General features: G+C 40.7%; 19 protein-coding genes. 8 read left to right on the top strand and 11 right to left on the bottom strand.

The window, feature by feature from the left end; all coding sequences use genetic code 11:
• The first annotated feature begins 282 nt into the window (after positions 1–282).
• Positions 283–1,554, top strand: a complete 1,272-nt coding sequence (locus J500_RS07055) for a hypothetical protein (RefSeq protein WP_004995185.1) — start codon at positions 283–285, stop codon at positions 1,552–1,554.
• Between the two features lie 116 nt (positions 1,555–1,670).
• Here J500_RS07055 and J500_RS07060 read toward each other — a convergent pair whose 3' ends face one another.
• Positions 1,671–2,258, bottom strand: coding sequence for a hypothetical protein (locus J500_RS07060; RefSeq protein ID WP_004995184.1), 588 nt, complete (start codon positions 2,256–2,258; stop codon positions 1,671–1,673).
• A gap of 318 nt (positions 2,259–2,576) precedes the next feature.
• Here J500_RS07060 and J500_RS07065 point away from each other — a divergent pair, with 318 nt between their 5' ends.
• Complete coding sequence (locus tag J500_RS07065) at positions 2,577–3,539, top strand: 2-hydroxyacid dehydrogenase (protein ID WP_004995183.1); 963 nt, start codon at positions 2,577–2,579, stop codon at positions 3,537–3,539.
• Positions 3,540–3,559: 20 nt separating this feature from the next.
• Here the strand turns inward: J500_RS07065 and J500_RS07070 are convergent, their stop codons facing one another.
• The 3 genes from J500_RS07070 to J500_RS07080 all read right to left on the bottom strand — a co-directional run bounded on the left by J500_RS07070 (position 3,560) and on the right by J500_RS07080 (position 5,599).
• Positions 3,560–4,075: a hypothetical protein gene (locus J500_RS07070; protein ID WP_004995182.1), complete on the bottom strand. Its 516-nt coding sequence runs from the start codon at positions 4,073–4,075 to the stop codon at positions 3,560–3,562.
• Between the two features lie 175 nt (positions 4,076–4,250).
• A complete protein-coding gene (locus tag J500_RS07075; RefSeq protein ID WP_004985234.1) occupies positions 4,251–4,640 on the bottom strand; it encodes a hypothetical protein in 390 nt (129 codons plus the stop codon).
• A gap of 86 nt (positions 4,641–4,726) precedes the next feature.
• Positions 4,727–5,599: a LysR family transcriptional regulator gene (locus J500_RS07080; protein ID WP_004995181.1), complete on the bottom strand. Its 873-nt coding sequence runs from the start codon at positions 5,597–5,599 to the stop codon at positions 4,727–4,729.
• A gap of 104 nt (positions 5,600–5,703) precedes the next feature.
• On the opposite strand from J500_RS07080, the gene J500_RS07085 reads away from it, so the two are divergent.
• Positions 5,704–6,591: a DMT family transporter gene (locus J500_RS07085; RefSeq protein ID WP_004995180.1), complete on the top strand. Its 888-nt coding sequence runs from the start codon at positions 5,704–5,706 to the stop codon at positions 6,589–6,591.
• A gap of 109 nt (positions 6,592–6,700) precedes the next feature.
• Here the strand turns inward: J500_RS07085 and J500_RS07090 are convergent, their stop codons facing one another.
• The 4 genes from J500_RS07090 to glyQ form a co-directional block, all read right to left on the bottom strand.
• Positions 6,701–7,153, bottom strand: coding sequence for a hypothetical protein (locus J500_RS07090; protein ID WP_004995178.1), 453 nt, complete (start codon positions 7,151–7,153; stop codon positions 6,701–6,703).
• Positions 7,150–7,389, bottom strand: a complete 240-nt coding sequence (locus tag J500_RS07095; protein ID WP_004995177.1) for a hypothetical protein — start codon at positions 7,387–7,389, stop codon at positions 7,150–7,152. Before J500_RS07095 ends, J500_RS07090 begins: the two co-directional genes overlap by 4 nt.
• A 168-nt stretch (positions 7,390–7,557) precedes the next feature.
• A complete protein-coding gene (gene glyS / locus J500_RS07100; protein WP_004995175.1) occupies positions 7,558–9,627 on the bottom strand; it encodes a glycine--tRNA ligase subunit beta in 2,070 nt (689 codons plus the stop codon).
• Complete coding sequence (glyQ, locus tag J500_RS07105) at positions 9,627–10,613, bottom strand: glycine--tRNA ligase subunit alpha (protein ID WP_004995174.1); 987 nt, start codon at positions 10,611–10,613, stop codon at positions 9,627–9,629. The genes glyS and glyQ overlap by 1 nt, the downstream gene beginning before the upstream one ends.
• Positions 10,614–10,790: 177 nt before the next feature.
• Here glyQ and J500_RS07110 point away from each other — a divergent pair, with 177 nt between their 5' ends.
• From J500_RS07110 to J500_RS07120, 3 genes are all read left to right on the top strand, one after another.
• Entirely contained in the window at positions 10,791–11,753 is a 963-nt protein-coding gene (locus tag J500_RS07110) for an alpha/beta hydrolase family esterase (RefSeq protein WP_004995173.1), read from the top strand.
• Between the two features lie 12 nt (positions 11,754–11,765).
• Positions 11,766–12,167: a lysozyme inhibitor LprI family protein gene (locus J500_RS07115; RefSeq protein ID WP_004995172.1), complete on the top strand. Its 402-nt coding sequence runs from the start codon at positions 11,766–11,768 to the stop codon at positions 12,165–12,167.
• 108 nt (positions 12,168–12,275) lie between these two features.
• Positions 12,276–13,388, top strand: coding sequence for an HPP family protein (locus J500_RS07120; RefSeq protein WP_004995171.1), 1,113 nt, complete (start codon positions 12,276–12,278; stop codon positions 13,386–13,388).
• Between the two features lie 90 nt (positions 13,389–13,478).
• On the opposite strand, the gene J500_RS07125 is transcribed toward J500_RS07120, so the two are convergent.
• Positions 13,479–13,745, bottom strand: a complete 267-nt coding sequence (locus J500_RS07125) for a PspC domain-containing protein (RefSeq protein ID WP_004995169.1) — start codon at positions 13,743–13,745, stop codon at positions 13,479–13,481.
• A 343-nt stretch (positions 13,746–14,088) separates the two neighbouring features.
• On the opposite strand from J500_RS07125, the gene J500_RS07130 reads away from it, so the two are divergent.
• Positions 14,089–14,724, top strand: a complete 636-nt coding sequence (locus tag J500_RS07130) for a hypothetical protein (RefSeq protein WP_004995168.1) — start codon at positions 14,089–14,091, stop codon at positions 14,722–14,724.
• A gap of 75 nt (positions 14,725–14,799) precedes the next feature.
• Here the strand turns inward: J500_RS07130 and J500_RS07135 are convergent, their stop codons facing one another.
• Positions 14,800–16,623, bottom strand: coding sequence for an acyl-CoA dehydrogenase C-terminal domain-containing protein (locus tag J500_RS07135; RefSeq protein ID WP_004995166.1), 1,824 nt, complete (start codon positions 16,621–16,623; stop codon positions 14,800–14,802).
• Positions 16,624–17,110: 487 nt separating this feature from the next.
• Positions 17,111–17,899 (bottom strand): shikimate dehydrogenase, encoded by a 789-nt coding sequence (gene aroE / locus J500_RS07140; RefSeq protein ID WP_004995164.1) that lies wholly within the window; start codon positions 17,897–17,899, stop codon positions 17,111–17,113.
• A gap of 249 nt (positions 17,900–18,148) precedes the next feature.
• On the opposite strand from aroE, the gene J500_RS07145 reads away from it, so the two are divergent.
• The gene (locus tag J500_RS07145; protein WP_034698914.1) at positions 18,149–19,591 is read left to right on the top strand and encodes an OmpA family protein; all 1,443 of its coding nucleotides are present in this window, start codon (positions 18,149–18,151) and stop codon (positions 19,589–19,591) included.
• Positions 19,592–19,652: the final 61 nt, after the last annotated feature.

Raw genomic sequence — 19,652 nt, forward strand, 5'->3', positions numbered from 1 at the left:
TTATTTTTAGACATTTCAGGCTGAAGATGTAATGACTAACTGCCATAAGTGCAAAATAAAATTGCTGAAATAATATGCAATCTGAATGAATTGTGGATAACTTTTTTAATTTTGCTGATAACTTTTGGATGTATATATTTATAGGAAGTTTCAACAAGATTGCAACATTGTGGTAGCTTTTGCCCTGTTTTCTTATCTCAGTCTTTATAAAATAACAAGTTCCGCGTTGTTCTGTAGAGCATAGCGTTTGGAACTAAGCCAGTCATTATTTTTGGTAGCCTAATGGACAAGCAAATTATTTTTGAAGACGAACATATACGGGTTATTTTTCTAAAAGGCACATCTAGCGAACTGGTGATTTCATTTGGAGATTTAATTAGTCGTGCCAAAGGTTTGACCATTAATGCTGAAAAATCCTTAATTAAATATGATTACAACGTCTTGGGTATTATGCCCAAGCTTAAATCATGGTTTCCGCAAGCTTCCATGCAACAGATGATGGAAAGTGTACAGCCCATACTGAATCAGTTTGAACATATTGTGGGATATGGTGGTTCGATGGGGGGCTATGCTGCGATTAAATATTCTAAATTGCTGAAAATGAATCGTGTGATTGCTTTTGTTCCCCAATTTAGCATTGATCCTCAACAAGTTGAAGATCGCCGCTATGCCGAGTTTTTTGATGTCAATTTAAATCGCGATATGCAGATTCAAGCGACCGATCTCTCAGCTCAGGCTGAATATATCGTGGTCTATGATCCTTACTATAAAGAAGATCGTGAACATTATTTAAAAATTAAAAAAGTGATTCCAAATTTACTGACCTTAAAACTTCCCTTTACTGGACATGAAGCACTTTCAGTGTTGGCAAGTTCTAGTTTGCTCAATGATTTTATTCGTCATTCATACGATCAAGGCTATTTTTACCAGCAAATGCGTAGTGTAAAGAAAAATAGCAAGTTTTATTATCGTACCGTCATTGCAAATTTGATGTCGCGACACAGTGCCGCACTGGGGCGAATTTTGAGAAATAATGAGCTTCATCTGGATGATCAATATTTTGATGCCAATTTAAAACAACTGATTACCCGTGTCATGTTAAGTCGACGTCAGGTCACAGAACAGGATTTACAAAAACTAGGCATCAAGGTTAATTTGCCGATGTCTCAGCAAGAAACCAATGATCAATTACAGGATAATTTTGGACATCATTTGGTATTTAATCTGATCAGCCATAAGCTCGAAAGCTATTTGGCAGATGCTGTGCAACTCAATAATAAATACCTGATTGGTATTCATGCCAAAAGTAGTGGGATTGTTAAAATTGTCATCAATGCCGAACGTTATATTGTGGCGATGAATGATCGACGAGTCATGAAGTTGTTTAAGGACGAAGATGCATTAACAACCGATATGAGTCCGATCCTCATTAAAAAATATGCTGATTATTTTGTGTTGAGTTATAAGCAGTTAAGTCTTAATAGCGATGAACATGGAATATGTACTTTCACTGAAAATTCTGTTCAGGATGCGGAAAAGTTTAAAACGATTTAAGAACATATTTAAAGCCAATGTTCCGATAGGAAAAGGGGATGACTAGTATTCACCTAGGTCATCCCCTTTTCATGTTTTGTGTTATTCCATCCTACAATAATCTTGCGCTTACCGATTTAGTTTGTCGCTGAATTTTGTGGCGCCGTTGGCTGTCTTTCAATCCCAGTTTGACCCTGAACGCCTAAATTGTGGATAGACGCATTGGTGGCAACACCCGCATTAGCGTTGACTGAACCTACTTTTACCCCTGCATTTGTATTTGCGCTTATGCCACTATTTGCAGTGTTCTTGCTTGCATTCCAACGAGATTCAGCTTTGGCTTTTTCCTCAGCAGTGAATTTTTCCGTTTTATTTACGGCTTTCTTGGTTCCACGTTTGGTATCCTGCCAAGCTTGTTCGCTTTTATCACCTACTTTCTCTGCGGCATTGACGGTTTTATCTTTAGCACTCACTGCAACATCATGAGTTTTATGCGCCACATGGCTTCCCGCATCAATTGTGGCATCAGTTGCTTTAACTGCTGTTGAATGAACCGCATGTGCGGTATTGCTGACGCCCTGTGTTACCCCGTGGCCAATGCGACTAAGCATGCCATCTGATTCGACTTGAGCATTTGCACCAACATTGACAGAAGCATTGCCAGCAAAGATGCTTGCCGAAGCTAAAATACTTGCAGTTAAAATCGCGGTTTTCATCATTTTCATTTTTCTTTCCTTTTGTGAATCCACTCAGCCTGATGATTGAGTGATCGACGTTGCTATCATAAGTAACAATTTTTGATTTGTGTGACTTAGTTCAAAAAAATTACAAGTGGTTAACTGCGTGAATAAAGTTAAGGAGAAATTATGGAGACAGAAAAAATAATGAATTTGACTCAAAGTTAAAATTTTCAAGCTGAGGAAGAATACGCTGCATCCCTTGCCATTTCAGCTTGATCATAAGTTTTGTATCTGACGCGAACAAGTTAGAATTTTCGTGATAAGTTTTTTATTTTAAATAGCCAATTTACACAAGAGTACATGATGAGTTTAGCTGCTGCATTTTTGGATTATGGTTCTCTGGACATGAATGATCTGGATTTTAGCTCTTTACGGGCTTGTTTTAATGAGCTTCAGTTATATGAAAGTACTGCGCCTGAACAGGTGATCGAGCGACTGAGCCATGTTGAAGTGGCCATTAGCAATAAAGTTGTTATAGATGCCGAGACCATTCAACAGCTTCCACAGTTAAAATTGATCCTCATTTCTGCCACAGGGACCAATAATGTCGACCTGAAAGCGGCCAAAGCACAAGGGATCGTGGTGTGTAATTGTCAAGGCTATGGCACGGCATCCGTTGCACAGCATACTCTGACGCTGATGTTGGCATTGGCTACTTCACTGATTCGTTATGATCGTGCGGTTACACAAGGGCGTTGGCAGCAATCTTCACAATTCTGCTTTTTGGATTATCCAATACTTGAACTTTCAGGAAAGACCTTAGGCATTATGGGTTATGGCGAGTTGGGACAGGAAGTTGCTCGTTTGGCTCAAGCCTTTGGCATGCAGATTTTAATTGCCAATTTACCCAACCGACCAAAGCATGAAAATGGTTTAGAACTGAGTGAATTGTTACCGCAAGTGGATTTTTTAAGCTTACATTGTCCATTAACACCCGAGACTCAAAATTTGATTAATGCAAATGCATTCGAGCTGATGAAAAATTCAGCCTTTTTAATCAATTGTGCGCGGGGTGGCATTGTACATGAAGCCGATTTGGTTGATGCCTTAAAGCAAGGAAAGATCGCGGGTGCAGCCACCGATGTGCTGACTGTTGAGCCACCTAGAGAGGGTAATGTGCTACTGGATGCCAATCTTCCGAATTTAATTATTACCCCACACTCTGCATGGGGCAGTGTGCAATCCAGACAACGTATGGTGGAGCAATTGGCTGAAAATGCGCAAGGATTTATTTCCGGTCAAATGATTCGTCAGGTGAATGTCTGAGACCTAGCTCTCCCAAAGATTTAAGGATTCGCACTTTCGGGCAATGGCGCAGCCGATGTTACTGGGTTGGTCGTAGATGGACTGACCGAACTTGCAGGAGCAGCAACTGCCGCTCTAGCAGTCGCTGGTTCTGCTGAGGACTGGCTTAAGCTGCCTTGTTCAATCGGAACAGTGCCGCCGTTGGTACCGACCACAGCATCTTTGGTCTGCTGCCACTTTTGTTCAGTGTAGGTCTTTGCTTCATTGGCCTTTTGCTGTGCAGCTTGTGACTGTTCTGAGCCATAAGCTTTGCTTTCTTGCCATTTTTCACTGATCTTAGCGGAAGACTTATCCGCGCCGCGCTGAATCGAATTTCCTAAACGACTAATGCTTTGCCCAGTTTTATAGGTCAGTACCCGAAAGATATTGGGGTTATCACCATAAGGCATAATTTTGGGTTGATCTGATGTAGATGTCACGCTTTCATTTGCATTTGCTGCAATAGGCAAAAAAGTAATCAAACTCAGTGTTGCAGCATAAAGGGCATGCTTAAGCATTTTTTAGCCATCCTTTTTCTTGATTCTAGAATGTGGATTATCTTAGCGCATGAACTGAATTTAAGAATAAAAAAGATCAAACTGATACAGCTTGCTACAAGCGATATACAGTGAAGGAGATAAATATAATGAAATAGTTTGCCCCTAATTTGGATTAAGGGCAGAACATTAAGTCTTATTCACACGCAGCAACGTTTTCTTTTTTGAAATTGTCACGGAGCGAAAGGAAGTTTGCTTGAACTTGTTTGTCATACAGGTCAAAAGATTTGGCTGAACTGGTGCCATCTTTAGCCACGATCACTGTTCCCGCAGAGATTAAAGTATTGCCTTTAAATACCCAGTTCTCACGCGCACGACCTGCATCCATAATACCTGTAAATTCAATGTTGCAATGATCACCCAGCTTGATCAATTTTGCCTTATTATTTTGAGTATCAGGAAAGGCTTTAATATTGCTGACTTCTTCAATCACACCTACAGTGGTTTCTGGAACAGGAGGAGTCGTTGAACAGGCTGTAAGGGTTAAACAGGTAGCAGTTGCTAAAAAAAGAGTTTTAAGTTTCATCATTCAAGTGCTTACATGTGTTGTTATTGCCTACCAGTATAACCATATTTGTTCATTCAGCGAGAGTAGTGAATAAAAAAATTAAGCTATTTTTTATTTGAAAATTCTGTTTTTAACAGCGCAATAAATGCATCTCTGGCTTTATGATGTTGAACATTTTGATGCCAGAAAAATTGATTTTGAATTGAGGACAAATGCGCAAAATCAAAACCGCGAATACTGCTGAGACCTTGATATTGTTCATACAAACTTTTAGGAACCAAAGAAACACCAGAACCCGCACTGACGCAGCCAATAATGGTAGCGTAACTTGCGATACCTGTCATGGGTAAGGACAGGTGTTTTAATTTAAGCCATGCTTGCAGTGCTGCACGATAAGGACAACCTTCAGTCCACATAAAAATTTCCTTATCAATCAAATCTTCCTGACAACGAATTTCGCCCATGGATGTTGGTGCAATCAGCACCATATTTTCTTGATAAATTTCAAGTTGATGGAGCAATGGAAAATTTATCTGTCCCGCGACAATGGCACCATCTAGTTTATGTTGAGCGACATCCTGTAAAAGTTGTTTCCACGTTCCTGTCGTAATTTGAACGGAAACATCGGGATACAGTTGATGATACTGAGCCAATAAACGCGGCAGACGAGTCGTGGCTGAAGATTCAATTGCACCAATTCTTAATGGCCCAGAGGGCGCTGCATCAGGATGAATACTACGTTTGGCTTCATCGCATAGAGCTAAAATTTTTTGACAATATTCCATAAAAATCTCACCAGAAGCAGTGAGTTTAAGGGTTTTTCCTTCACGTAAAAAAAGAGGGGCTTTGAGTTCTTGCTCAAGCTGTTTAATACGAGTGGTGATATTGGAGGGAACACAATGCAGTTTAGTCGCAGCTTGAACCATACTGCCGCATTCCACGATGCTTTGAAACATTTTAAGTTGTTGGATATCCATATTTTATACTTGAATAAAAATGAATGATAAGCTTAATATAAGTTAATTTTACTCAATCATCTATCGCTTTATGATGCAACTAAGCCCAAATCTGGTAAGTTTTAATGCATCACTTTTACATCTCATTGCTCAATCATCAGCAGTTCAAACTTTATTTCTCTATTACTTTGGTGGTGATCTGTTGGGGCTATTCGCCCGTAGGTGTGCATAGCGCTTTATTATCCTATTCACCTGAACATATTGCGTTATTACGCTTTGTGATTGCTTCGGCTGTTTTAGCTGTGATTGCATTTCAGAAAGGAATTGTGATTCCCAAAATACGTGATCTTCCCTTGTTCTTCATATTGGGATTATTTTCTGTGAGCTTGCATCATGTTTTGATCAATACTGGACAGCAGTATGTCACGGCAACGGCTTCAAGTATTTTAAGTCAGTCGATCCCTTTGTTTACTTTGATCATTTCAGCATTGGTGTTTAAAGATAAAATTTCACTGAAACAAAGTGTCTGTATTGTGATGGGACTGGCTGGTGCCATTTTAGTGGTCAGTGGCGATCGTGGGCTGATTTTACCAAATGCGCATAGCTTATTGATTTTACTCGCAGCGATGTGTTGGGCGATTTATTTTGTTCTTTATAAAAAATTTGATCTGCCTTATGACTCGATCAGTATGATGTGTTATGTCGTCTGGTTTGGCACTCTGCCTTTATTGTTTTATAGCCCTGATGTGCTTGTGCAAATCCAACATGCTAACTGGCAGGCAAATCTTGCAGTGGTGTTATTGGGACTTTTCCCGAGTGCTTTGGCATATGTGCTTTGGGGTTATGTACTCAAGCAAATGCCGTTAATGCAGGCTTCAAATTTTCTGTATTGTACGCCTTTGGTGGCTATGAGCATTGCTATCTTATTTTTGGGTGAACGGCCGTCGATTTATGTATTGATTGGAGGATTAATGATTGTGGGTAGTATTGGCTGGATGAATTGGAAAAGATAAATAGTTATAAATGAAAAATGACGCTGTAAAAAATTCTGTGTAAATGCCTTTTAAATGAACGCGTCTAAACTCTAGCTTTTCCTAGAGTGTGCATTGCTTTATTATTATTTTAAATTCTTGTTGTTGCTACTTCGAATGTTGCATCATTCAATGTACCTTGTTGATGTAACCAAGTTGCTACTTCAGGCCAAGAGTATAATGCAGACTTCGGTGTAGTAACTCCGTACATTGGTCTTGGGAATTGGCCTTTACCTCGTTTACCTAAGGCATATAGTGATAGAGCCTGGCGTGTTAGGTTTGCACGTTCAGCCATTTCAGCTAATGTGGCGAAACCATGTTCTTCAACAATCAGGTCATTAAAGCCAAGCTTTCGAATGTCTGCTAAAGCAGATGTAATCGCTTTCTCTGCGTCGATAGCTTCACGATCAAACTCTAAATAGATTGTATCGTTATAACTACACAGTAGTGCATCATCGCAACCAGCCTCAAAGAATTGATCTTCAAGATTATCTAAACTATCAAAAGCATCTCGTACTATGACCGTAAAATGGTAAATAGTCATTCTTTAATCCTCTCATCATTACCTTTACATTGATCAGCTTTACGTCTGATTTGCTTCGCATGGTTCTCTGGACTTTTAGGTGTACTCCAAATACTCATTTGATGTTCTGAATGTCCATAAACACATTTCAATCTACAAAATGAGTGAGCGGATTTCCCTGACTCGACTACATACCAACCATTTTCCATAGCATATTGAATGGCTTCTTCAATATGTTTATTAGGATGCTTACTCATTATGAAGAAAAGACCTTTTGAATATTTTATTAGATTGTTGTCTTATGTCAACACGCTTCATTGATAAATCGAGATTACTTAATAAATATAACCATAAGTTTTTAATCAATGAAAAAACCCCGCTAATTTATAGCGAGGTTTATATTAAAAAACAAGGATGATAAAAACTTAACTTTGCAACATACTCACATCCGCAATCGCGGTAAATAAACCACGCAACTGAGCCAGTAAACGCAAGCGATTGGCTTTAAGCTTTGGATCTTCTGCCATCACCATGACATTGTCAAAGAACGCATCAATCGGCTCTCGTAGAGAAGCCAGTTGTGACAGTGCATCGGTATAGTTATGCGCTTCAAGCAAAGGTTGTACCACTGGCGTCACATTTTGCAGTGCAGCAAATAACGCTTTTTCAGCATCTTCAACTAACAGCGAGGTATCCACATCACCGACAATCTGACCCTCTTTAGCCAAAATGTTGGCCACACGTTTATTGGCAGCAGCCAAAGCCTGTGCTTCGGGCAAAGTTTTAAAATGATTGACCGCTTTAACGCGATGATCAAAATCCAGTGGAGATTTTGGAGATAACGCCTGAACCGATTGAATCACATCAATGGCAACGCCTTGATCTTCATACATGGCACGATAGCGTGCTTCAATAAAGTTCAGCGCTTCATGTTGCGCTTTGACAGGCTCACGTAACTTGCCATGATAGTTTTCAGAAGCGATTTTGGTCAGTTCTACCAATGGTAAATCTAACTCTTTTTCAATCAATAGACGCAATACACCAATCGCAGCACGGCGTAAGCTGAACGGATCTTTTGAACCTGTCGGGGCTTGACCAATGCCAAAAATACCGACCAAGGTATCTAAACGATCTGCCAGTGCAAGCGCAGTACCCGTTTGAGTTTGTGGTAAAACATCACCTGAAAAACGTGGTAAATACTGCTCGGCAATTGCATCAGCAACTTCGCTTGGTAAACCTTCCAAACGCGCATAATAGGTTCCCGCAGTGCCTTGTAATTCAGGAAATTCACCAACTAGCTCAGAGGTCAAATCGCATTTTGCCAAAAGACCAGCCTGTTCTGCGGCAGCGCGATCACCTTGAGTTAACGTAGCAATCTGGCTGGCTAATTTGGCAATACGCTGTGATTTATCCCAGAGTGTTCCAAGTTCTGCCTGAAACACCATATTGGCCAATTTGTCTTTACGGCTGGCAAGCGGTTGCTTTTGATCTTGCAAGAAAAAGAATTCTGCATCGCTCAAACGTGGACGTACGACTTTCTCATTTCCTTCAATGATTTGAGTTGGATCTTTCGACTCAATATTGGAAATAGTAATGAAGTAGGGTTGTAGCTTGCCTTCAGCATTGACCAAGCAGAAATATTTCTGGTTGTCTTGCATGGTGGTAATTAAGGCTTCTTGTGGTACAGCAAGAAAGCGTTCTTCAAAACTTGCACGTAACGCAACTGGCCATTCCACCAATGCAGTGACTTCGTCCAGCAAGTCAGCAGGGACAATTGCGCTCGCATTAACTTCATCTGCCAATTGTTTCACTTGCTGCTGAATCGTGGCTTGACGTTTTGCAAAATCTGCCACGACATAGCCGTTTTCAAGTGCAGTCAAATAATCATTAGCATGCACCAAAGTGATCGCTTCAGGCGCATGGAAACGATGACCATAGGTCACATTGCTGGCTGAATGATCCTGAATCGTAGCTGAAATGATTTGATCATCTTTAAGCAATACGACCCATTTGACTGGACGGACAAATTCAGTACGGCTTGCCGCAGAACGCATGCGTTTAGCAATCGGTAAATTGTCTAACGCCGTTTGTAGAATGTTTGGCAATAATTCATCAAGGCTTTGGCCTTTGATGTCTTTGTAGTAGCAGACTTTCTCAACTTTACCAGCCTGAAAGCTCGATACTTGATTCGCCTCAATGCCTTGACCGCGCATAAAGCCTTCAAGGGCTTTGGTCGGTTTGCCTTCGCTGTCATAGGCCGCCTGAACTGCGGGGCCATCAAAACGTTTTTGTGTATCTGCCTGAGCGCCATCAACATTCACAATTTTTAAAGCCAAGCGACGTGGTGCAGCATAGGCTTCAACGCTTGCAAAGTTCAAGCCCGCATCGTTTAAACCTTTGATGGTCTCTGCTTGTAAGGCATCGCGTAATGTTTTTAAACTTTTTGGTGGCAGCTCTTCGCAGCCAAGTTCAAATAAGACCGTATGTTGACTCATTATTTGTTCTCCGCTTTTTGCGCTTTCGCTGCATCACTTTCTGCTTGTGCTTTGAGTTGGGCTAAAACTTCATCACGTAAATGTGGCTCTGCCATTGGAAAGCCAAGTTCGGCACGCGCCTGAACATAACTTTGCGCAATGGCGCGCGCTAAAGTTCTTACACGCAAAATATAACGTTGACGCTCGGTGACTGAAATTGCGCCACGCGCATCCAATAAGTTGAAGGTATGCGATGCTTTAACCACTTGTTCATAGGCAGGTAAAGACAGTTTTGCGTCAATTAAACGAACGGCTTCTGATTCATAAAAATCAAATAGTTCAAATAATTTCTCGACAGGGGCATATTCAAAGTTATAGGTCGATTGTTCCACTTCATTTTGGTGGAACACATCGCCATAAGTCACTGTGCCAAATTGACCTTTAGTCCAGACTAAGTCATAAACTGAATCGACCCCTTGCAGGTACATGGCAAGACGTTCTAAACCATAGGTAATTTCACCTGTGACAGGATAACACTCAACACCACCGACCTGTTGGAAGTAAGTAAACTGAGTGACTTCCATGCCATTGAGCCAGACTTCCCAACCTAAGCCCCATGCACCAAGCGTTGGAGATTCCCAGTTATCCTCTACAAAGCGAATATCGTGGGTCAGAGTGTCAATCCCAATCGCTTTAAGTGAGTCTAAATAAAGCTGTTGGATATTGTCTGGGTTTGGCTTAAGTACCACTTGAAATTGATAATAATGTTGTAAGCGGTTTGGGTTTTCACCATAGCGTCCATCTTTAGGACGACGCGAAGGTTGCACATACGCTGCATTCCATGTTTCAGGGCCAAGTGCATGTAAGAAGGTTGCGGTATGGAATGTACCTGCACCCATTTCCATGTCATACGGTTGTAATACGACGCAGCCTTGTTCGGCCCAATAGTTTTGTAGGGCAAGAATTAAGCCCTGAAAGGTATCAATATGCGATATGGCGCGACTCATGGTGCATCCACTAATAAAATCAAAGAAAAATTGCGTTCAAGTATAAGGATTTTAAAGGGGAGTGGCAAAGGTTCTGTCGAGTTCTTGCGAATAAAAAATAGCGGAGATTAAACTTCATCTTTTCTGCTGAATTTAGGCGTAGATTAGAGCTAAAAATAAACACAAAGGTTAATCGATATGGCCTATCTCAGAAAAATATCTAAACGATGGTGTGCGATATTCGGTGTCATTGCCCTGATCATGCATACCCATTCAGCTCAAGCGGCATGGTTGGCAGAGCGGCCGCTTGCACAAAAAATAAAGCAAAAATTTGAACAAAGAATAACTGAGAATAATTCGCTATCATCACGATATCTTCAAGTTGATGCTATGCAGCGCAGCTATCAATTATATATCCCGCCTTCTGCAAGGCAATCTGCTCGCCCAGTGGTGATTGCATTACATGGCGGAGGAGGCAATGCCAATCAAATGCTGAAACGCTGGCAAGCCATTGCACAACAACAAAACTTTATTTTAGTTGCGCCACAAGGCATAGGTGCAAATAGCAAAATGGGAACATGGAATGCATACGGTTGTTGTGGTCAAGCCGTGCAGAAGCAGGTAAATGATATTAAATTTATTCAGGCGGTTCTAAAAGATGCATCGCAGCATGCACTGCTTGATCCGCATCGAATTTATGTAGTGGGTTTTTCAAATGGAGGAATGTTGACGCATCAATTAGCCATCCACATGGGGCGACAACTGGCTGCTGTCGCGATCGTGTCAGGTGCATTATTTGGAGATGAAGCAATAGCAAAAGATGCAGTGCCTATTTTAATGATTCATGGTGAAAAAGATTCGGTGGTGCCTTTTCAGGGAGGAATAAGCCCAACTCGATTTGTTGCTAAAGCACAGCAACAACCGTTTCAATCGGTTGCTTATGCGATGAATTACTGGAAGACGGTCAATCAATGTCACACAAAAGGCTTTATAGAGCAAACAGTCCATTTTAGGATTGAAAAAAACTTAAACTGCAAAGCTGATGTCGTACTTTATGATATTGATCAGGGGCAACATGTCTGGCCAACTGCCGATCAGGTAGATGAAGGATTTGATGCGACTCAAGTGGTTTGGAATTTTTTCAAACAACATGCACGTTAAAAGGAGGGAAACATGACAAAGCTCAAAAATAGCTTACTTTCACTGAGCCTAATTTTCTTGGTAGAAACTGCAAATGCGCAGAATTCTGTTGAGTCAGATTTATATAGCCAATGTGTGGAGGAAACGATACAGGAGCAGCATTTGCCGAGTATTAATAACGCAGTGGTAGACGTCTGTAGTGGCCACGCCCGAGGTCTTTATGAAAAGCAGATTGTACAATTGCTAGACCAGATCAAAACAACTGGAAATCCTGAGCGATATAACAAGATCATGAAGTCACAGCAGCTTTGGAAACAATATGTCGATCAGGAATGTCAAAATGCAGGGGATTATATAGGCTCTCCAATGTATGGATTTTGTCCAATGCTCGAATATCAACATCGGGTAGAACAACTACAGGAATACATCAATTAAAATGATGAGCAAATTTTCTGATTCTCTTAAGATATAATACAAATACATTTTTAAGAAAAATCCGCTTATACTTTTGTAACTCAGGCAAGATCAAAACCTAGGTGAGCGGTGAGCGATATACAGCAAGATTGGCTTTCAGCCTTAAAACCAAATTTCAAGATTCTTCCTTTAAAAGAACGACTTTTTTGTAGCATCGGCGCATTATGTGGTTTAGCCATTTCTTCACTCATTAGCTGGTATGCCCTGGGTGGCATAAATCCATGGTATATCGCGCCGATGGGGGCATCCTCTGTTTTGTTATTTGCTGTCCCGTCAAGTCCTTTGGCGCAGCCGTGGAATATGCTGATCGGGAATACTCTTGCTGCTATTGTGGGAGTCGTGTGTTCCACGTGGATTCCAGATTTAACGGGCGCATTTAGCTTGGCAGTAGGTCTCACTATTTTTCTGATGATGACTAGCGACTCATTGCATCCTCCGAGTGGCGCAGTTGCAATCACCGCGGTGTTAGGCGGAGAGGCTGTTCACCGTTTAGGTTTTAACTTTGTGATATATCCAGTGTTACTGAATTCAGTGTTATTGCTGGCATTTGCCTTGTGTTTTAATCGATTGATTGGCCGACATTATCCTTATCCAAAACATCTCAATTCACGTTCTAAAGATCCCACACCGACACAAAAGGTCAGCATTCAGCCACAAGATATTCAACGTGCACTGCATGAACACACAGAGTTGTTGGATATTAGCCAATACGATCTGGAAAAAATCATCTTGGAAGCGCAGGAGTTAGCCCACCAACGCCAAGTCAATGTCTATCGATGTCAGGATATTATGAGTAAAGACCTTATTACCCTCGATGAAAATGATGATATTCATCAAGCACTAGATAAATTTAAATATAATAATCTCATGAGCTTGCCAGTTATTCAAAAGGATAATCATATTGTCGGGACATTGGCTTTATACGATGTGGTGGAATGGTTTAAACGCGCGGCAGATCCGAGAGCTTCATGGGAGCATCTGGTTAAACAAATTATGAATCGCAAAGTGGTAACGGTGATGCCGTTACAACCTATTCAGGATTTAGTGCCTTATTTTGTGGAAAAATCGTTTAACTATATTCCTGTGGTTCAGGATCAAAAATTGATTGGAATTATTAGCCGTGCCGATATGATTGCCGCATTACAACAGCAGTTAATGCATATTCAAGCGTCATCAGGTTAATGGAGCGTTTTAGCCAAAAAAAGCTACGATTGCATTTTAGGGGGATCACAATCGTAGCGACCAGAATAACAAGGTCAAATGATGTTGGGTTTAACGTCTCATCCGTTGTTCTTCATGTACTGTTCGAATGGGCTGCTGATAGCTTTGCTGATATGGCAGACGTTCAGTTTGTTTGGGCATAATCAACCATAAAATCAGATACACCAAAATGCCAGGGAAAGCCGCACTCATGACCGAAATGATGACGAAAATAAGCCGTAATAAATTTGCATTCCAACCAAAACGTTCAGCAATACCGCCCATGACACCGGCGATCAAATGTTGTCGGTTAGAACGATATAAACCAGTATTGGCCATTCAGAATATCTCCTCAGATAAAAATAAATACATCTCCAATTTATGTTTTGGGTATGTATTTTATAAAATGGGGAAGATCTCAACGCTTTAAAGGTATAGAAGCTAAAAAATCGTTATTTTATGTAAGCAAAATCACTGAATAAAAGCTGAAATAGATAAACTTGCACCAATTTCACGCAGAATTTGAATTTTTTAAACAAGATCAATCTCTCAGTGTGAGATCCAGAACGTAATCATGGTCTTAAATTTATGATATGGCGTTATTTCCCTGAAAAATAGAGGAAAACGCTAAAGATACTCATCTATGTCTTATTCAAAAAACGCTTCGGTAAGGTTTACGTTGATGCAAACACGGTTGCTATTGGTGTTGTTATTCAGTCTCGGATTATCAGCATGTGATCAACATCATGCTCAGCCTGATATTGCATCAAGCGATCCTGTGGCAGCGGCATCCGTTGCAGAAGATTCTGCTCATGATGACGAAGATCAGGGCAGTAAATTGGTGGATGTCGCTGGTCAGGCAACATTGCCAGTTGAGACACCGCCGAATCAGAAAAAGTCTACGTCATTGTCTCCAGAGGCCTTGCAATATACTGGACGTTATCATGTGCACATTCCTTGTTCTGATCCAGTTGCGCTTTGCAAAGAGCCTGAAGGACAGATTGATTATGTGATCAGCTTATTGCAGGATGGAACGGCTTATCGTCAAAGAATTAGTACAGGGCGGATCGTGATCGATGAGAGACAAAACACAAAAATATCTCAGCCAGATGCTTGGACAATCGATAGTGCTCAGAAAGAAATTAGTGTCAGTGTTTTTGGTGGAGGAAACCTTTATTTTAAAATCATCGACTCTGAACGTATAAAAACCGATCTGGATAAAATTAAAAATACAAATAATGGCGAAAACCTTAGAAATTTGGGCGAGAATTTCGTTTTACCTCAGAAAAGCCGTACTCTGACTAAGCTTCCTGATTAGATGGAAATAGAAAAGTAAAAGTAAAAAAGGATGCCTCAAGGGCATCCTTCTTGATCACTGGAGTTTCAACGAGACTTAGTAGTCAAAACTAAAATGTTCTGGTGCTAATGATGTTAATGCACGAGATGGTGTAACCATCGATTCAGCATGACCTTGTGCACGTGGTAATAAACGATCAAAGTAGAAATCTGCAACTTTAATTTTGGCTTTATAGAATTCAGGTGTTTCTTTACCGTCACCTGCTTCTAGTTTCTCAGATGCAATCACGGCTTGTTGTGCCCAGAAGTAAGCCATCATGGCATAACCTGAGAACATTAAATAATCTACTGATGCAGAAGATACGATATCACGGTCTTTACGTGCAGCGAGCATGATGCGGACAGTTAAAGTATTCCACTGCGCACAGATTTTGGTTAGATCCCAGGCAAAGCGACGCAAGTATTTGTTACGTGCATGACGGCCACAGAATTTCAAAATTTCAGCAGTATAGTCACGAACGACTTTACCTTTAGACGATAACAGTACTTTACGACCAATCAAATCGAGTGCTTGGACACCAGTAGTACCTTCATAAAGTGTTGAGATACGTGCATCACGAGCAATTTGCTCCATGCCCCATTCACGAATATAACCGTGACCACCGTATACTTGCATACCATGATTCGCAGCTTCCAAACCAAGTTCAGTCAAGAAACCTTTTAGAATCGGGGTAAAGAAGCCCAGTTTGTCATCGTAGTCTTCAAATTTAGCTTGGTCACCTGTAATTAATGCGTCGGTCATTTTATCTGCAAGTTGTGCTGCATGATAAATCATTGAACGACCACCTTCCGCGATGGCTTTTTGAGTCAGCAACATACGACGGACATCGGCATGATGAATGATTGCATCAGCGACTTTATCTGGATCTTTTTTACCAGAAAGGGCACGCATCGACATACGATCTTTGGCATACGGTAACGCACCTTGGAAAGACAATTCAGCATGTGCAATACCCTGAACCGCCGTTCCAATACGGGCTGTATTCATAAAGGTAAACATCGCATGCAGACCTTTATTCACTTCACCAATCAGGTAACCTGTTGCACCGTCAAAATTAAGCACTGCTGTTGCAGAAGCTTTAATTCCCATTTTGTGTTCAATTGATCCACAAACAACACCGTTACGCTCACCCACACCGCCATTCGCAGTAGGGAGGAATTTAGGCACGATAAACAATGAAATACCACGTGTACCCGCAGGTGCGTCTGGAAGACGGGCCAATACGATATGAATGATATTATCCGTTAAGTCATGCTCACCCGCAGAAATAAAGATTTTAGTACCAGAGATTTTGTATGTGCCGTCTGCCTGTGGTTCTGCTTTAGCTTTAACTTGTCCCAAATCTGTACCACATTGTGGTTCAGTTAAACACATGGTGCCAGACCAAGTTCCTTCAACCAGTTTTGGCATGTAAGTCGCTTTTTGCTCATCTGTACCAAATTGCATGATGGTATTCATACAGCCCATGCTCAGACCTGGATACATGGTAAATGACCAGTTTGCCGTTCCCATCATTTCAGATTTGATCAGGTTCAATGACATTGGTAAGCCTTGACCACCAAATTCTTCTGGATAAGACAGACCTTGCCAGCCACCTTGTACGAACTGGTCGTAAGCTTCTTTAAAGCCTTTTGGTGTTTTCACTTCACCATTGTCAAAATGACAACCTTCTTCATCACCACTTTGATTAAGTGGAGAAAGTACATTTTCACAGTAGTCGGCTGCGCCTTCTAAAATCATATCTACTGTATCTGCATCGGCATTTTCACCGTTAGATAACGTTTTATAGTGAGAAGCATAATCAAATACTTCATTCATTAAGAAGCGAATGTCACGGAGCGGGGCTTTATACGCTGGCATAGTCTTTAATCCTAAATTTAGAAATAGTTCTGGATTATCTGTATCGATGCTAGGGATTATTCCTACTCATCTTTAAAAATACATTGATACTCGGTTATGAAAAAAATGTCAGAAAAGCGAATTTTGTAGATTTGGACAAAGGCTTTTTGATGATTTTCTGATAAAGTCCGAGTGTATGGTTCTGATTTAAAAATAATCATATAAGGCTAGTAACTATAACTATATTAAAGGTGTAAAGCGTGAAAGTGCGTTTAAAATATTTAACATATTGTGTACTTGGTTTAAGTCTTTCGGGGTGCACTCAACATGTCATTAAAACCAATTCATTGAATCGGGTCATTACAAAATGAGTCTTATTTATTAATTGTAAAATGAGTCGGTTAAAGTATTTTACGATCATAAGGAATAACGCCCGTAACTACTTGATACTCCCATAAGCATAAGTGAAGCAGTGACAGCAATCTGTTTGCTGTCACTGTTTTCTAGCTTAAAGAAAATCTTTAAGTTCTGGTTTAACACCATGCCAAATGGCAAAAGCTTCTACAGCCTGACCAACGAGCATACCAAAACCTTCAGCCGTTGGCACACCACGAGCTTTGGCTTGGTCAATAAAGGTGGATGGTTTGCCATAAGCCATTTCATAAGCATGATGAAATTTAAGCTCTGACGGTAACACTAACGCCTCACCACTGAGACTGGCCGATGTCGCATTGATAACCAAATCATATTCACCTGAAAGTTTAGAAAGCTCCATCATATTCAGTTGAGCCTCTGGAACAGAAGATTCAAGATCACTGATTAATTGTTCTGCTCGGGTGAGTGTGCGGTTGGCAATAGTGATCTGTTTTGCACCTGCTTTAACCAAGGGATAAATCACGCCTCGCGTTGCGCCACCCGCACCCAAAATTAAAATACGAGTATTTTTGAGTGACCAATTCAACGCTAAAATGGCATCGACCAGACCTTGTCCATCAGTATTGTCGCCAAATAATTGCCCGTCTTTTTTCCACAAAGTATTGACTGCTTTGGCAATTTGCGCGCGCTCTGTAAGAATGTCACACATTGCATAGGCTTGCTCTTTAAAAGGTACAGTCACATTCATTCCTGAACCGCCCTGTGCAAAGAACTCAGTGACACTTTTTTCAAAACCATCCAAAGGTGCCAGACGCTTTTGATAACTCAATTCAATCCCTAATTTTTCAGCAAAAGCATAATGTAACTCTGGAGAACGTGATTGCTCAATCGGATTGCCAATTACCGCAAATTGTCCTGTCATTGCGAAGATCCATCACTATCAAAAAATGGCATCACTATACGCTAAAAACTGCTGCAAAATAAATCATCTATGCAACGCAATGTTTGAAATTGATTTTATGGATGAGTTTGTAGCTTTATGGTGTGTTTGTGTTTCTCATGATTGCCTAATTGTTTTTATGTGATCAAAATGTAAGCGCGAATTAGTAATTCTTCTTATAAATAACTGATTTAATTTTAAGTCGTAACACAACAAAAATGGAGAACAATAATGACATCAAATTTCAACCCGCTAGAGCTTCTAGCGGAGAGAGTGACACCGCTTGTCGTTGATCAGTCGCAACTCGAAATCGATATAGATAAGAAATCCTCATTACTTAAACAGTTTTATCCCATTGTTCTATCTTTATTCCATAAATTTCCTGACCGATTAAATAGCATATTACATGGCAGTCAGGCACCGCTACAGGAGTTGTTGGGAAATCATCAAGGCGTTTTAAATGAAATTCTGGATGCATTCTCAAAACATCATAGTTTACAGCCCGCAACGATCGAATCTCTTTTCAATCACGCGATTCCTCTCAGTGCCAGAGCGTTGAAAGAGGAGGTGGGTGAGGAAAATATTGTTTCTTACATCGGTTCTTATCTACCTCAAATAACCAGTCAGCTGCCAGCATGGTCAGCACCTATTTTATCAGGTTTGGGTTTGGGCAGCTTATTTCATACAGCATCGGCTAGCCAGTCATTCAAAACACCACCCGCAGATTCATCGGGAGGCGGCTTTAAAAAGTTCCTGCCGTGGTTAGCTTTAATTATTCTTGCCTTATTACTTTTATTGTTCTGGCATTCTTGCCAAAAACAGACACCTGCACCAAATAGTGTTGCAGAACCTACAGCAAGTTCTGAAGTCGCGCCAACAGTGGCTGCTACGTCTCCTGCATCCCTAAGTTTGACTTCTGGAACAGGAAATCAGGTTTTAGGTTGTCAGTCAAATGTGGGAGACAGTGGTCTTGCGTCTCTTCTACAGGCTGGAATAGCCAAAGTCTTTGGTACAGGTGTAAATTGTAATATCGCCACAGATTCAGCTTATGCCGCACAGTTACCTGCACAAGATAAACTAGAAAGTATTTTAAACTTGGTTAAAGCTGTTCCAAACGCAAGTATTGCATGGGTGGGGGATCAACTCACGGTGAATGCACCAGATGCAAATGCTCTAAAAGATCTGATTGAAAAAATTAAAGCATTAGCGCCTGAATTAAATGTCGTTTCAGCTGCTCCTTTAAATGTTGAACAGTCTGTGAATAATAGTATTGATGCCAGTACGCAGGCGTTGTCTGGGCTCAATGAATCTTCAACGCCTGAACAGATCGTTCACGCATTAAATATGCAAATTATTAATTTTGCTAGTGGTTCTGCCGATATTCCAGATGCCAATAAAGCCGTGTTGGATCAGGCTTCGACGTTATTGCAAAAAGTGCCGAATCTTTCCTTAAATGTAGAAGGTTATACCGACTCAACGGGGAATGCTGAAACCAATAAAGCGCTTTCACAAAAACGTGCGCAAGCAGTTGTGGATTATTTAACTGGAAAAGGCGTAAGTAGTTCAAGTTTAAAAGCAGTAGGTTATGGTTCTGAACATCCAGTGGCAGATAACGAAACTGAACAAGGTAAATTCCGTAATCGCCGGATTGAGTTTAAGTTGGCAGGTTCTTGATTTAAATAATATTTAAAATTTAAACATAGATGAAAGTCGTCTGAATCAGGCGGCTTTTATT

Origin of the sequence: Acinetobacter sp. 479375, assembly GCF_000581715.1 — a bacterium.
GTDB classification, from domain to species: domain Bacteria; phylum Pseudomonadota; class Gammaproteobacteria; order Pseudomonadales; family Moraxellaceae; genus Acinetobacter; species Acinetobacter ursingii.